At 72.1% G+C, this 14,718-nt stretch carries 13 protein-coding genes; 8 read left to right on the top strand and 5 right to left on the bottom strand.

The window, feature by feature from the left end:
• Positions 1-6 precede the first annotated feature (6 nt).
• Positions 7-861, bottom strand: a complete 855-nt coding sequence (gene rfbD, locus NL142_RS05235; protein WP_435081238.1) for a dTDP-4-dehydrorhamnose reductase — start codon at positions 859-861, stop codon at positions 7-9.
• Entirely contained in the window at positions 858-1,847 is a 990-nt protein-coding gene (gene rfbB, locus NL142_RS05240) for a dTDP-glucose 4,6-dehydratase (protein WP_194683048.1), read from the bottom strand. Before rfbB ends, rfbD begins: the two co-directional genes overlap by 4 nt.
• Positions 1,848-2,027: 180 nt before the next feature.
• On the opposite strand from rfbB, the gene NL142_RS05245 reads away from it, so the two are divergent.
• Genes NL142_RS05245 through rfbA form a run of 3 tightly spaced genes read left to right on the top strand, consistent with a single transcriptional unit; the run spans position 2,028 to position 3,978 of the window.
• A complete protein-coding gene (locus NL142_RS05245) occupies positions 2,028-2,480 on the top strand; it encodes a GtrA family protein (RefSeq protein ID WP_194683047.1) in 453 nt (150 codons plus the stop codon).
• Positions 2,481-2,505: 25 nt separating this feature from the next.
• Positions 2,506-3,111, top strand: a complete 606-nt coding sequence (locus tag NL142_RS05250; RefSeq protein ID WP_194683046.1) for a dTDP-4-dehydrorhamnose 3,5-epimerase family protein — start codon at positions 2,506-2,508, stop codon at positions 3,109-3,111.
• A gap of 3 nt (positions 3,112-3,114) precedes the next feature.
• Complete coding sequence (gene rfbA / locus NL142_RS05255) at positions 3,115-3,978, top strand: glucose-1-phosphate thymidylyltransferase RfbA (RefSeq protein ID WP_086520766.1); 864 nt, start codon at positions 3,115-3,117, stop codon at positions 3,976-3,978.
• Between the two features lie 33 nt (positions 3,979-4,011).
• On the opposite strand, the gene NL142_RS05260 is transcribed toward rfbA, so the two are convergent.
• The 3 genes from NL142_RS05260 to NL142_RS05270 are packed head-to-tail and all read right to left on the bottom strand — an operon-like array spanning position 4,012 to position 6,868.
• Positions 4,012-4,989, bottom strand: a complete 978-nt coding sequence (locus tag NL142_RS05260) for an NAD-dependent epimerase/dehydratase family protein (RefSeq protein WP_435081239.1) — start codon at positions 4,987-4,989, stop codon at positions 4,012-4,014.
• Positions 4,986-6,017 (bottom strand): glycosyltransferase, encoded by a 1,032-nt coding sequence (locus NL142_RS05265; protein WP_435081240.1) that lies wholly within the window; start codon positions 6,015-6,017, stop codon positions 4,986-4,988. The genes NL142_RS05260 and NL142_RS05265 overlap by 4 nt, the downstream gene beginning before the upstream one ends.
• Entirely contained in the window at positions 6,014-6,868 is an 855-nt protein-coding gene (locus NL142_RS05270) for a glycosyltransferase family 2 protein (protein ID WP_194683043.1), read from the bottom strand. Before NL142_RS05270 ends, NL142_RS05265 begins: the two co-directional genes overlap by 4 nt.
• Positions 6,869-7,139: 271 nt before the next feature.
• Here NL142_RS05270 and NL142_RS05275 point away from each other — a divergent pair, with 271 nt between their 5' ends.
• From NL142_RS05275 to NL142_RS05295, 5 genes are all read left to right on the top strand, one after another.
• A complete protein-coding gene (locus NL142_RS05275; RefSeq protein WP_435081241.1) occupies positions 7,140-9,353 on the top strand; it encodes a hypothetical protein in 2,214 nt (737 codons plus the stop codon).
• On the top strand, positions 9,350-10,312 hold the full coding sequence (locus NL142_RS05280) for a glycosyltransferase (RefSeq protein ID WP_435081242.1): 963 nt from the start codon (positions 9,350-9,352) through the stop codon (positions 10,310-10,312). The genes NL142_RS05275 and NL142_RS05280 overlap by 4 nt, the downstream gene beginning before the upstream one ends.
• A 191-nt stretch (positions 10,313-10,503) precedes the next feature.
• Positions 10,504-11,352 carry a glycosyltransferase gene (locus tag NL142_RS05285; RefSeq protein WP_194683040.1) on the top strand — a complete coding sequence of 283 codons (849 nt, stop codon included), beginning with the start codon at positions 10,504-10,506 and terminating at the stop codon, positions 11,350-11,352.
• A gap of 68 nt (positions 11,353-11,420) precedes the next feature.
• On the top strand, positions 11,421-12,584 hold the full coding sequence (gene glf, locus NL142_RS05290; protein WP_435081243.1) for a UDP-galactopyranose mutase: 1,164 nt from the start codon (positions 11,421-11,423) through the stop codon (positions 12,582-12,584).
• Complete coding sequence (locus NL142_RS05295; protein WP_435081244.1) at positions 12,584-14,602, top strand: glycosyltransferase; 2,019 nt, start codon at positions 12,584-12,586, stop codon at positions 14,600-14,602. Before glf ends, NL142_RS05295 begins: the two co-directional genes overlap by 1 nt.
• Positions 14,603-14,718: the final 116 nt, after the last annotated feature.

The raw sequence follows: 14,718 nt of genomic DNA on the forward strand, positions 1-14,718 counted from the left end.
TAACCGTCAGCGTGCCCGGAGGACGCCGTGGGCGGCGGCGTCGGACAGGGCCTCGCGCCAGTCGCGGAGCGGCGCGAGGTCGACGCGGGACCAGGCGTCGTGCCCGAGCACGGAGTACGCGGGTCGGGGCGCGGGCCGCACGAAGGAGGCGCTGTCGGTGGGCCGCACGCGCTCGGGATCCAGCCCCGCCGCCGCGAAGACGGCCCGCGCGAGACCGAACCAGGTCGTCTCGCCGGTGGCCGTGCCGTGGAAGACGCCCGTGGGCGCGCCGGCGTCGACGAGCTCGACGATGCGGGCCGCGAGGTCGACCGTCCAGGTCGGCTGGCCGCGCTGGTCGTCGACCACGGAGACGGTGTCGTGCGACGCGGCGAGCCGCAGCATGGTCGACGGGAAGGACGGTCCGCCCGCGCCGTACAGCCATGCGGTGCGCACGACGCTCGCGCCGTCCGGGTGGCCGTCGAGCACGAGCCGCTCGCCCTCGGCCTTGGTGCGGCCGTATGCGGAGACGGGCGCGTGGGGCGCGTCCTCCGGGTAGGGCGAGGTCGCGGATCCGTCGAAGACGTAGTCGGTGGAGACGTGCACGATGCGGGCGCCCGCGTCGGCGGCCGCGCGCGCGAGCACGCCGGCTCCCGTCGCGTTGATCGCGCGCGCCTCGTCCTCGTGCTCCTCGGCCGCGTCGACCGCGGTGTACGCGGCGAGGTTGACCACCACGTCGTGCCCGGCGACGGCCGCGCGGACGGCGGCCTCGTCGGTGATGTCCAGCTCGGCGCGCGCGGGCGCCGTCACGTCGTGGGCAGCGAGGGCCGGCAGGAGGTCCTGCCCGAGCATGCCGCGGCCGCCGGTGACGAGGATCCGGCTCACGCGGGCAGCTCGGCGCGCGCCTTCAGCGGCTCCCACCACGCGCGGTTGTCGCGGTACCACTGCACGACGTCGGCGAGGCCCTCGGCGAACGGCACCTGGGGTGCGTAGCCGAGCTCGCGCTGGATCTTGGAGATGTCGACGGAGTAGCGGAGGTCGTGGCCCTTGCGGTCCTCGACGCGGTCGACGTACGACCAGTCGCGTCCGGTGGCGTCGAGCAGCAGCTGCGTGAGCTCGCGGTTGGTGAGCTCGGTGCCGCCGCCGATGTTGTAGATCTCGCCGGGCGCGCCCTGCACCAGCACGAGCGCGATGCCGCGGCAGTGGTCGTCGACGTGCAGCCAGTCGCGGATGTTGAGGCCCTCGCCGTAGAGCGGCACGTGCCGGTCGTCGATGAGGTTCGTGACGAACAGCGGGATGACCTTCTCCGGGAAGTGGTACGGCCCGTAGTTGTTCGAGCAGCGCGTGATGGACACGTTCAGCCCGTGCGTGCGGTGGTACGAGCGGGCGAGCAGGTCGCTGCCGGCCTTCGACGCGGAGTAGGGGGAGTTGGGCTCGAGCGGCCGCTCCTCGTCCCACGAGCCCTCGGCGATGGATCCGTACACCTCGTCGGTGGAGACGTGCACGAAGCGCTTCAGGTCGTGGCGGAGGGCGGCGTCGAGGAGCTTCTGCGTGCCGAGCACGTTGGTCTCCACGAAGATGCTCGCGTCGCGGACGGAGCGGTCGACGTGGCTCTCAGCGGCGAAGTGCACGACCGCGTCGACCTGCGGGATCCACTCGTCGAGCACGGCGTCGTCGCGGATGTCGCCGTGGACGAAGGTGTACCGGGGCGAGTCGCTGACCGGCGCGAGGTTCTCGAGGTTGCCCGAGTAGGTGAGCGCGTCGAGCACGACGACGTCGGCGCCCTCGAGCCCGGCGTAGTGGTCCTGGAGCGCGTGGCGCACGAAGTTGGAGCCGATGAAGCCGGCGCCGCCGGTCACGAGGATCCTCATGGGGATGTGTCCTGTCGTCGAGACGCCGGGCGGGTGGGCCGACGTCGGGGGAGAGTCCGCTGCTGTTCGGGGGCGGACCGCATGCGAGTGTACCGGCGACGGCCCCCGCGGCCACGTCCCCGTGCGGGGGAGGCGCGGGCCGCACGGCGGATCCCGGGGGCGAGCGGGCAGTATGCGGGGATGGCCGCCTCCCGCATCCGCGCGCTCCTCCGCGACGAGCGCGTGGCGTTCCTCCTCGTCGGCGGCTTCAACACCGTCTTCGCGTTCCTCCTCTTCGCGGGGCTCGCCGCCACCGCCGGCCGGTCGCTCGATGCGGCGGGGCTCCCGGTGCTCGGATCGCTCGTGCCCCTCGCCGGCAGCTACGCGGTCGCGATCCTCGTGGCGTTCCTCCTCTACCGGCGGCTCGTGTTCCGCGTCCGCGGCCACGTGCTGCGCGACCTCGCGCGCTTCGTGTCGGTGTACGCCGTGTCCATCACGCTCAACGCCGTCTCCCTGCCGCTGCTCGTCGCGCTCGGCGTCCCGCGTCTGGTCGCGCAGGGGCTCATCGTGGTCGTGATCACCGTCATCAGCTACGTGGGGCACCGCTGGTTCTCCTTCCGCCGGCCGCCCGGCGAGGGCGGCTCCGGCCGCTGAACGGCCCGTTGCTAGACTCCGACCCGTGCAGATCCGAGAGCTCGCCGTGCCCGACGGCTACGAGATCACCCCCGTCCAGCGCACCGACGACCGGGGCGTGTTCCTCGAGTGGTACCGGTTCGACGAGCTCGAGCGGGTCGTCGGCCACCGGCTGGACCTGCGCCAGGCCAACATGAGCGTCTCGAAGCGCGGCGTCGTCCGCGGCGTGCACTTCGCCGACGTGCCGCGCGGCCAGGCCAAGTACGTGAAGGCCGTCTCCGGCGCCGTGCTCGACTTCGTCATCGACATCCGCGTCGGATCCCCGACCTTCGGGAGGTGGGACAGCGTGCGGCTCGACACCGAGACGCACAAGGCCGTCTACATCTCCGAGGGCCTCGGCCACTGCTTCGTCGCGCTCACCGACGACGCGGCCGTCACGTACCTCGTGAGCGACGTCTACAACCCGGGCGCCGAGCACGGGATCACGCCGCTCGACCCCGAGCTCGGCCTCGTGTTCCCCGAGGAGGCCGGCGAGGCGCTCCTCTCCCCGAAGGACCTCGAGGCCCCGACGCTCGCCGAGGCGGCGGCCGCCGGACTCCTCCCCACCTGGTCGGACATGCGCGCCTTCCACGACTCGCAGAAGGTGAGCTGACCCATGAAGGGCATCATCCTGGCCGGTGGATCCGGCACCCGGCTCTGGCCGATCACGAAGGGCATCAGCAAGCAGCTGATGCCGATCTACGACAAGCCGATGATCTACTACCCCCTGTCGACCCTGATGATGGCGGACATCCGCGAGGTGCTCATCATCACGACGCCCGAGTACAACGACCAGTTCCGGGCCCTGCTCGGCGACGGCTCGCACCTCGGCATGCGCATCGAGTACGCCGTGCAGCCCTCGCCCGACGGCCTCGCGCAGGCCTTCGTCATCGGCGAGGAGTTCATCGGCGACGACTCGGTCGCGCTCGTCCTCGGCGACAACATCTTCCACGGCGCCGGCCTCGGCACGAGCCTGCGGAAGAACACCGAGATCGACGGCGCGCTGATCTTCGCGTACCACGTGGCGGATCCGACGGCCTACGGCGTCGTCGAGTTCGACGAGGACTTCACGGCCGTCTCCATCGAGGAGAAGCCCGCGCAGCCGAAGAGCGCCTACGCGGTGCCCGGCCTCTACTTCTTCGACAACGACGTGGTCGAGATCGCCAAGGGCATCCAGCCCAGCGAGCGCGGCGAGCTCGAGATCACCGCCGTCAACGACCACTACCTCCAGGCCGGCCGCCTCCACGTGCAGGTGCTCGACCGCGGCACCGCGTGGCTCGACACCGGCACGTTCGAGAGCATGATGCAGGCCTCCGAGTACGTGAAGGTCATCGAGGACCGCCAGGGCTTCAAGATCGGCTGCATCGAGGAGATCGCGTACCGCGCCGGCTGGATCGACCGCGACGCCCTCGAGGAGCTCGCGCGTCCGCTCATCAAGAGCGGGTACGGGCGCTACCTCGTCACGCTGCTCGACGCGTAGCGGCCGGGTCCTCTCGCGTCAGCGCGTCTCGCGTCAGCGGGCGGTGAGCTCGCCGGACTGCAGCCCCGAGATGAGGGCCTGCGCCGTGATGTGGATCCCGGCGGGCAGCGGCATCGTGTCGCGCTCGTCGAGGTCCGGCCACACGACGCTCTCGAGGCGGAGGTCCACCGCCTGGTAGCCGGCGAGGGGCGACAGGCCGAGCATCACGTGCGGCCGCGACTTGCCGAGCGCCGTGAAGTGCCCGAGGAGCGCGCTGATGGTGACCGGCTGCCCGGACGCCAGGATCTTCACCACGTGGGTGTCCGCAGGCAGGCCGAGCAGGCGCGCGGTCGCGTCGCGCACGAGGCCGGCGCAGTCGTCGGCGTAGAGGTAGTCGCGCACCGTCTCGAGCGGCACGTAGATCGAGGCCGGGGTGGGGGAGAGGTTCGCCCGGGCCAGCTGCGTGATGAGGCCCTGCGGCTTGCCGACGGCCTGGCGCGGCCCGTACAGGTTCGCGATGCGCCCGATCAGCGTCCGCACGCCGGCGCGCTCGCCGAACGCGCGCACGAGGCCCTCCGCGCGGAGCTTCGCCTCCCCGTAGGGCGCGAGCGGCCGGGGCTCCGTCGCCTCCGTGAACGGCGGGCTCGCCGCGCCCGCGTACACGCCGCCCGCGGACGACGAGTAGAAGAGGGCGCCGCCGGGTGCCGGGTCGGCCGAGGCGGCCAGGGCGATCTCGTCCAGCACGGCCTCGAGCTGCCCGAGCTCGTGATCCAGCTGCGCGCGCGTGCTGCCGGTGACCGCGGCGCCCGCGCACCACATGACGGCCCAGCGACCGGCCCCGCGGCCCGCCGCGAGGAGCCGCTCCGCCTCGGTGCGCGCGGCCTGCCGGATGACGCCCTCGTCCGCGGTCGACCAGGGCAGGGACTCGGCGTCGACGGGCGCCCAGCGGGGATCCGCCGTCAGGGCGTCGAGCAGGGACGCGCCGAGGAGGCCGCGCGCGCCGATGACCCAGACCGGGACGGCGGCCGTCATACGTGCCCGCGCGGCGGACGGCCGTGCGGGCCGTCCAGGGGGTCGCGCACGATCAGGTACGCGGGCCGGCCCTGCGCCATGCCGACCGAGACGCCGACGTACTCCGCGATGATCCCGAGGGAGAACAGGATGATGCCGCTCGACGCGAGGATCGTGACGATGGTCGACGCCCAGCCCGCCGGCACCGAGTTGTCGGTGAGGCGGCTGACGACGATGACGATCACGAAGATCAGCGCGACCACGAGGAAGAGCGCCCCGAGGACGCTCACGGCGCGCAGGCCCCGGGTGCCGCTGGAGAGCACCATCCGCCAGAAGTGCGAGAAGAGGCGGCGCGGCGAGTAGCCGGACTGCCGCTCGCCCTCGTCGCGGAGGGTGATGTCGCACGTCGAGATGCGGTTGGCGACCCAGCCGAGCGCGATGTCGAGGTACACGCCGGACCCCGCGTAGGCGGCGACGCTGCGGCCGACGGAGCCGAGCACGAGCCGGTAGCTCTGGAACTGCTCGGCGTCCTGGTCGGAGGACATGGCGTTGAGGACGACCTTGGCGCCGCGCGAGGCGACGTTGCGCAGGAGGCCGTGCGACGGCGTGTTCGTGGGCTTCGCGTACACGACCGACGCGAGGTCGCGCATGGCGACGTCGAGCATGTCCGGGATGAATCCCGGGTCGTGCTGGCCGTCCTCGTCCAGCGTGACGATCCAGTCCCCGCCCGACGAGGCCATGCCCGCGAGCGTGGCGGCGTGCTGCCCGAAGTTGCGGCTCAGCCAGATGGGTCGGACGAAGGGATGCAGGCGCTTGAGCTCGCGGAGGACGCGGGGGGATCCGTCGCGCCCGTTGTCGAAGACGAGGAGCACCTCGGTGACGGCGTAGCTGTGGCCGTCGCGGGTGATCTGCGGGACCGTGAAGGGCTGGATCTCCGCGATCAGCGCCTCGAGCGTCAGCTCCCCCTGGTACACGGGGATGACGACGGAGACGGAGTGGTCGGGGGGCAGCACGTCCTCGACCGCGTCGCGCGGTCCGACGGCGGTCACGCGGCGCTCCCGGCCGAGCGCGACATGCGCCGTCCGAGGTAGAGGTACACGAGTCGGCGGGAGAGCGCCTTGGCCCGGGCCATCATGTCGCCGAGCCGGACGTCGGCCCTGCTGACGACGCCGGGGTGCGCCTCGAGCACCCAGCGGTGGAAGCCCGCCGCGGCGCTGGCCTGCTCGCCCGCGAGGCGCACGCTCCACTGCGAGTCGGAGATGCGGAACCCCGCGAGGGCCTTCGGGCCGACGGACGCGAAGTCGCCGCGGAGCAGCACCTTCGCGTACGTGGTCTCGTCGATCAGGTACGGCCAGCGCGAGTCCCACCAGCCCACGGCCTCGAGGTCGGCCCGGCGCATGAGCACGCAACCCGGCTCGCCGAAGACGTTGGTGCCCGAGCGGATGGTGCGGCGGACGGCAGCGGCGCCCGAGATGGCGATGCGGGATCCGGAGACGCCGTGGTCGCGCACGATCGGACGGCTGTCCGCGTCGACGATGTCCCGCGGGGAGGCGACGAGGACGACGGACGGCGAGGCGTCGAGCTCGGCCACCTGGCGTTCGAGGATGGTGGGGTAGAGGAGGTCGTCGCCGCAGACCAGCTTGATGAGCTCGCCGCTTGCCTCCTGGCTCACGCGGTTCCAGTTGCGGAGGGCCCCGCCGCCCGCCTCGGTGCGGAGCAGGCGGACGCGCGGCTCGTCGGCGTAGCGCTGCATGACGTCCCACGTCCCGTCGGTGGAGGAGTGGTCCGCGATCACGACCTCGAAGTCGGTGAACGTCTGCGCCAGCACGGAGTCGACCGTCTCGGCGAGGTAGTCGGCGTTGTTGTATGCGGGGATGACGATCGAGACGCGTGGGGGCACGTGGCTCTCCTTCGGCGAGGCAGGAGGGGGCGCGCCCGGGTCGAGGCCCACCCGGTGCACGTCATCGTGCGACGTGCGACGGAGACCGTGGGCGACCGCGGTGCGCGTGCGGACGGGGGCCATCCTCTCACGGCGCCCGCCCGCGACCCGGGAGGCCGCGGTGCGCACCGGGTGTGCTCACGGGGCCGGGAGGAGCCAGGCGTTAGGGTGAGTCCCGCCCGCGCCGACCCAGCCGGCCCGGGCGGCACACGACGAACGGATTCCTCTCCCCATGCGCAGCAAGCTCCTGTGGCCGACCGCCGCCGTCGCCGCCACGGTGGTCGGCGCGATCATCCCGATCCTCTTCTTCACGGGCTACTACTTCGTGAACGACACCGAGGCAGGCGCCTACGGCCAGTGGTTCGAGATCGGCCGGCGGATCCTCGACGGCAACTGGTCCCTGCTGAACCCGACCGTGTGGCAGTCCGGCAACTACCAGGCCGAGGGCGCGTGGGGCATCTACAGCCCGTTCCTCTGGGCCGTCGGCCTCGGCTCGCAGCTCATGTCGAACGCGGCCCTGTACTCGACCACCGTCAAGCTCGTGTGCCTCGCCATCGCGTCCGCGGGCCTCTACGTGCTGGCGCGCGCGTACGGCGTGACCCGCCCCTGGGCCGCGGTCGTGGCCACGGCCGTCCCGCTGGCCGGCTTCACCCTCTACTTCGACGCCGCCTCCTGGGTCAACGGCCTCATGGCCTGGGCGTTCTGGCCGCTCGCCGTCGGGCTGTCGCGACGCGTCGTGCGGGCCCGCGCCAACCCCGTGGGGGCCGTCCTCGCGGCCGTCACCGTGGTGGGCATCGGCTACGCGGCCGCCACGCTCATGCTGGCGGCGGCGCTCGGCGCGCTGCTCGTCGAGGCGCTCATCCGCCGCCGTCGTCCTGAGGTGCTGCGGGCCCTCGGGCTCTCGGTGATCGCCGGGCTCTTCGCGATCCTGGTGCACCTGCCCGGGGTGCTCACCTCCTCCGTGTCCGGGCGCTCCAACTCGATCGGCAACGACGGCTTCCTCACGGTCGACCTCAGCGACCTGGCCATCTCGGGGATGCCCATGGGCAGCCCGTTCATGGACTACTACAACGGCACCATCCCGGGCGCCCCCATCACCTACATCTCCTGGCTCGTCCCGCTGCTCGTGCTCATCGACTGGCGCCGGCTCTGGGCGCTCCTCGTCCGGCGTCCGTCGATGCTCATCATCGGCGTCGCGGCGATCGCGGGCGTGCTCGCCCCGTCGGAGATCGGGCCGCTCCGCTATCCCGTGCGCATCGTCCCGTACCTCACGACCGTCATCCTCGTCGTCCTGGCGCTCGGCTTCTCGCGCAGCATGCGCCGCGTGCTCACGCGTCGGCACCTCTACGCCGCGTGGGCCATCGTCGCCGTCAACGGCGCCCTGCTCCTGACGCAGGATCCGCGCGCGCTCAAGCCCGCGATCGTGGCCGTGGTGCTCGTCGGCGCGCTCGTCCTCCTCGTCTACGGGCTGGCCGTCGGCTGGCGACCGCGTCGAGGGCCCGCCGTGCTCGGCCGCGTCGCCGACCGCGCCCGCGCCACGGGCAGGTCCCGGTCCGCCGCCATGGCCGTCGTCGCGATCGTGGGCACAGTCGCGCTCCTCGTGCCGCAGCACTACCGCTCGCCCAAGTCGCCTCTCGAGACGTACGACCTCCCCGCGGACGTCAGCGCCTACAGCACGCAGCTCCCGCGCGCGGAGGGCGACATCCTCGTGGTCGGGTTCCCGCAGACCACCGACTACGCGGAGACCCTCCTCGGCAACTCCTGGTACGTCACGGGCAAGCCGGTCCAGAACGCGTACTCCTCCGTCTACTACCCGGGCTACGGCAACAAGGTCTGCATGCAGTTCAACGGGCTCACCTGCGGCGCCCTGTACGAGCGCCTGTTCCAGCCGGTGAAGGGATCCGACACCGGCGTCGACCTGGTCGACCTCATCGGCGCGAGCACCGTCCAGGTGATCAAGGCCCAGCGGGGGAGCGACCCGGCGAAGACCGTCGCGCGCAGCGACTGGGAGGACGTCCCGTCCGGTTGGAGCGTCGTCGAGGACACGCCCACCACGCGCACGATAGTCCGCGACACCCCGCTGAAGGGCGCGGGCGGCGTCGCGTGGTCGTCGGACGGCACGCGGGTGACGCTGCTGCACGACGACCCGATGGGATCCACCTTCCGCGTCGACGCCGCCCCGGCGGACGGCGGCACGGTCGCCCTCGCGCTCATCCCGTGGCCGGGCTACCAGGTGTCTGGCGCCGAGCTGCGCGCGAAGCCCGTCGACGGCTTCCTGCTCGGCGTGGACGTCTCCGCGGCGGACGTCGGCAAGACCGTCACGGTGTCGTTCTGGAGCCCGGGCTGGCAGGTGCAGGTCGTGTCCGCCGCCCTCGTGATCCTCCTCACCGCGGCGTGGGCGATCGGCCGCCTCGTCGTGCGCCGCCGCCGGGTGACCGCACGATGACCGGGCTGCCGCCGCGCGTCGTCGCGGTCGTCGTCGCCTGGAACCGGCGGGAGCTCGTCGTCGAGACGCTGGCTGCGCTGTCCGCGCAGACGGTGCCGCTGCACGACGTGGTCGTCATCGACAACGCGTCGACGGACGGATCGGCGGACGTCATCCGCGAGCGGTTCCCGGAGGTCGCGCTCACGACGCTGCCGACGAACACCGGTGGCGCCGGCGGGTTCACCGCGGGCATCGAGCGCGCTCTCTCGGCCCACGACGCGGAGCTGGTGTGGCTGATGGACGACGACACCGTCCCGGATCCCCCCGCGCTCGAGGAGCTGCTGCGGGCGCGCGCCGCCGCCCCGCGCGGCACGGTCGTCCTCGCGTCCGCCGTGCGCTGGACGGACGGCCGCCCGCACCCCATGAACACCCCGCGGACCAGGCCGTCGGCGAGCCGCGGCAGCGTCGCGCGCGCCGCACGGCACGGCTGCACGCCCGTCCGCACGGCGTCCTTCGTGTCGATGATGATCGAGGTCGACGCCATCCGCGCCCACGGGCTGCCGATGGCCGACTACTTCCTCTGGAACGACGACTTCGAGTACTCGGCGCGCCTGCTGCGCCGGGGACGCGGGTACCTCGTGCACGGCAGCACGGTCGAGCACCGCACCCGCACGTTCGGGTCGACCGACGTGGATCCCGGCGCGCGCTTCGTCTTCGAGGTGCGCAACAAGATCTGGATGCTGCGGCTCTCCCGCGCGCTCGCGCCCGCGGAGCGCGTGCTGTACGCGGGCGCGGCGCTCGTCGGCTGGGCGCGGACGATCGCGCGCTCCGCGGATCGGCCGCTGCTGATCCGCGGCCTGGTCGACGGGATCCGCCAGGGCCTGGGACGCCGTCCCCGCCCGGCCGCGGAGGTCCTCGCCGGCCTCGGCGGCATCACCGAGGGCGTGCGCCGCATCGAGGCGGGTGCCGGTCGCTCCTGAGCGCTCCCGCACCGCATCGTCCGGCATCGGCGGCCCGCCGTCCGGCGCCCGTCCGCCGGGCCGCACAGCCGCCGGGATCCCCGCCGGGCTCCCGGTAGACTCTGGTGCTCGACGCGCCGCGGCCCGCCCGGCCGCCCGTCAGGCACCGACGGCCCCGCTGCGCACGCAGCACGGAACATGATGGAGGACCCGTGCCCACCGAGGCCTTCTCGCTCCTCCTCCCCGTGTACCGCGGCGACCGTCCCGACTTCCTCCGTCGGGCGTTCCGCAGCAGCGTCGACGACCAGACGCTCCGGCCGGACGAGGTGGTCGTCGTCCGCGACGGACCGGTGTCCGCGGAGCTCGCGCGCACCATGGCGGAGCTCGCGGAGGCGTCGCCCGTCCCCGTCGTCACGGTCGAGCTCGCGCGCAACATGGGTCTCGCCTACGCGCTCGAGCGCGGGCTCGAGGCCTGCGCGCACGACGTCGTGGCCCGGATGGACGCCGACGACATCAGCCTCCCCGAGCGCTTCGCCCGCCAGCTCGCCCTCATCTCCGACGGCCTCGACCTGGTGGGCACCGGCATGTACGAGTTCGCGGACGAGGTCGGCACCATCGCCGGTCGCCGCACCCCGCCGGTCGGCGCCGACGCCATCTCCCGCTACGCGCGCTTCCACGACCCGTTCAACCACCCCACCGTCGTGTACCGGCGCCAGGCGGTGAAGCGGGCGGGCGGCTACCTGCCGCTCGGGCTGATGGAGGACTACTACCTCTTCGCGCGCATGATCCAGTCGGGCGCGCGCGTGGAGAACCTCCCGGATCCGCTCGTCATGTACCGCGTGAGCGCGGGCGCGTACGCCCGTCGCGGCGGCGTCGCTCAGCTGCGTGCCGAGCTCCGCCTGCAGCGCGAGTTCCGCCGCCGCCGCTTCACCTCCCTCTCGCAGGCCCTGCGCAACGTGCTCGTGCGCGGCAGCTACCGCCTCATCCCCGAGGCCGTGCGCCGCGGGCTGTACCGTCGCCTGATCACGCGCGACCGGACGGTCCCGCAGGCCCGCGCCTGATCCCCCCGTTACCCTTGACCAGTCCCGTCGAGCGCCCGTCGGGCGCCACCCCAGCAAAGGAATGTGCCATGAGCCCTGATCTCGTAGTGGTCGGGTCCGGTTTCTTCGGACTCACGATCGCGGAGCGCGTCGCCGAGGAGCTGGGCCTCAAGGTCCTCGTCATCGACCGCCGCGACCACATCGGCGGCAACGCGTACAGCGAGAAGGACCCGGAGACCGGCATCGAGGTGCACCGCTACGGAGCGCACCTGTTCCACACGTCGAACGAGACCGTGTGGCAGTACGTCAACCGCTTCACGGACTTCACGCCCTACGTGCACCGCGTCTACACGGAGCACGAGGGAGAGGTGTTCCCGCTGCCGATCAACCTCGGCACCATCAACCAGTTCTTCCGCTCCGCGCACGGGCCGCAGGCCGCCCGCGACCTCATCGCCGAGCAGGCGTCCGAGCTCGACGCCGGCGAGGCGAAGAACCTCGAGGAGAAGGGCATCTCCCTCATCGGGCGCCCCCTCTACGAGGCGTTCATCCGCGACTACACGGCGAAGCAGTGGCAGACGGATCCCACGGACCTGCCGGCCGAGGTCATCAGCCGCCTGCCGGTGCGCTACACGTACGACAACCGCTACTTCAACGACACGCACGAGGGCCTGCCCGTCGAGGGCTACACCGCGTGGCTCGAGCGCATGGCCGACCACCCGAACATCGAGGTCCGCCTCGAGACCGACTTCTTCGACGAGACCCAGGAGGTCAACCGGGCATCGGTCGTCGGGAAGGTCCCCGTCGTCTACACGGGCGCCATCGACCGCTACTTCGACTACTCGGAGGGCGCGCTGTCGTGGCGCACGCTCGACTTCGAGCGCGAGGTGCTCCCGGTCGGCGACTTCCAGGGCACCCCCGTCATGAACTACGCAGACTCCGACGTGCCGTTCACGCGCATCCACGAGTTCCGCCACTTCCACCCGGAGCGCGACGCCCCGGCGGACAAGACGGTCATCATGCGCGAGTACTCGCGCTTCGCCGAGGGCGAGGACGAGCCGTACTACCCGGTGAACACCGCGGCCGACCGCGAGGGCCTGCTGAAGTACCGCGAGCTCGCCAAGCAGGAGGAGGGCGTCTTCTTCGGCGGCCGCCTCGGCACCTACCAGTACCTCGACATGCACATGGCGATCGGCGCGGCGCTCTCGATGTACGAGAACAAGCTCAAGCCCGTCCTCGCGAAGGACGCCTCCTGATGGCCGCCGACCTCGCGGGCGCACCCGCCGGTCTCGACCTCATCCAGCGCGTCATCCTGCCGTCCGAGCACGACCCGGACATCGTCCCGCTGTACGTGGACGCGGACTACTGGACGAGCATCCCGGTCGCGCCCGAGAAGCGCCGGCGCTCGCCGCTGCGCGTGGTCGACTCGGACACGCACAACGCCGTCGTCCGCCTCAGCGACATGGGCATCATCAGCGCCATCCGCGGCGACCGCGGCTTCCAGGTGCCCCACCGCAGGAAGGTGTCGTTCGGCACCTACTTCAACGCGTTCCCCGCCTCGTACTGGCGCGCGAGCACCACGCTCGACGGCGTCGTGCTCGAGGTCGAGACGAGCGGCGAGGGCCAGGTCATCGTCTACCGCTCGAACGCGCGCGGCGTGATCCAGAAGGTCGACGGCGCGGCCGTCACCGGATCCACCACCTCCCGCTTCGAGCTCCCGTTCACGTACTTCGCGGACGGCGGCTGGTACTGGTTCGACCTGATGGGCGAGGAGGCCGACTTCGCGCTCGTCGAGGCGGGCTGGTACGCCCCGGCCGGATCCGCCCCCACCGCGGGCGCCGCCGGATCGGTGAGCATCGCCATCACCACGCTCAACCGCGCCGAGTACTGCGTCAAGCTCCTCACCGACATCGGCGAGAAGCCGGACGTGGCGGCGCTCCTCGACCACGTGTACGTCACCGACCAGGGCACCCAGAAGGTGGCGGACCAGCCGGCGTTCCCGCGGGCGCAGGAGCTGCTCGGCGAGAAGCTCCGCGTCATCGACCAGGCCAACCTCGGCGGATCCGGCGGCTTCTCCCGCGGCATGTACGAGACGCTGAAGGAGGGCGCGAGCGACTACGTCCTCGTCATGGACGACGACATCACGCTCGAGCCGGAGAGCATCCGCCGTGCCGTGAAGTTCGCGGACTACGCCAGGACGCCCACGATCGTCGGCGGCCACATGTTCGACATGTACGACAAGAGCAAGCTCCACGCGTACGCCGAGGGCTTCGACATGTGGAACTTCATGTGGGGTCCCGTCACGCCCACGCGCCACGACTTCAGCGCGTCGAACCTCCGCCAGACCAGGTGGATGCACCGCCGCGTCGACGCCGAGTACAACGGCTGGTGGATGTGCCTCATCCCCGTCTCCACGATCAAGCAGGTCGGCCTGTCGCTGCCCGTCTTCATCAAGTGGGACGACGCCGAGTACGCGCTGCGCGCCAAGGAGGTCGGCGTGCCGACCGTCACGCTCCCGGGAGCCGCCGTCTGGCACGTCTCGTGGGTCGACAAGGACGACTCGCAGGACTGGCAGGCCTTCTTCCACGCGCGCAACCGCCTCATCGCGGCGCTGCTGCACTCGCCGTACGAGCGCGGGGGCCGGTTCCTCACGGCCAACCTCGCCACGGACGTCCGGCACCTGGTGTCGATGCAGTACTTCGCGCTCGCCGCCCGCCATGAGGCGTACCGGAACATCCTCCGCGGGCCGCGCGGCCTGCACGAGGACATGGTGACGCGCCTGGCCCGCACCCGCGAGCTGGCGCAGGGGTTCACGGACGGCGTCCCGATCAAGGACCGCGCCGCCCTGCCCGACATCGTCGCGCCGGACAAGCCGCAGCGTCGACGCGGGGGAGGAGCACCCGCGGGCATCGCCCGCATGGTGTGGCTGGCCCGCACCGTGGTCCGCCACGCGTTCTCCCCGCTCAGCCAGGCCGCGACCCGCGGCCCGGAGGCGCACCTGGCGTTCGAGGACGCCCGCTGGTGGGTCGTCCCCTCCTTCGACAGCGTGCTCGTCTCCAACGCGGAGGGGTCGGCGGCGCTCCTGCACCGCCGGGATCCCGTGCTCTTCCGCCGCATGCTGTGGACGAGCATCGTGCTCCGCTGGCGCATCCTCGCCCGCTGGCCGCAGCTCAAGGCCGCGTACCGCGCGGCCCTGCCCACGGTCACGAGCCCGGAGACCTGGGCCCGCACGTTCGGCGTCGACCAGTCGCCTGCCGGCCGCCGGAAGAAGTAGCCGACCGCGGATCCGCCATCCGCTGAGCGCCGAGGGGCGTCCGATCCGCACCACGGTGCGGCGGACGCCCCTTCGTGTGTGAGAATCGCATCTCACGGCACGGGGACGCAGGGGGA

Origin of the sequence: Clavibacter quasicaliforniensis (genome assembly GCF_051201715.1) — a bacterium.
Taxonomy (GTDB): Bacteria; Actinomycetota; Actinomycetes; order Actinomycetales; family Microbacteriaceae; genus Clavibacter; species Clavibacter seminis.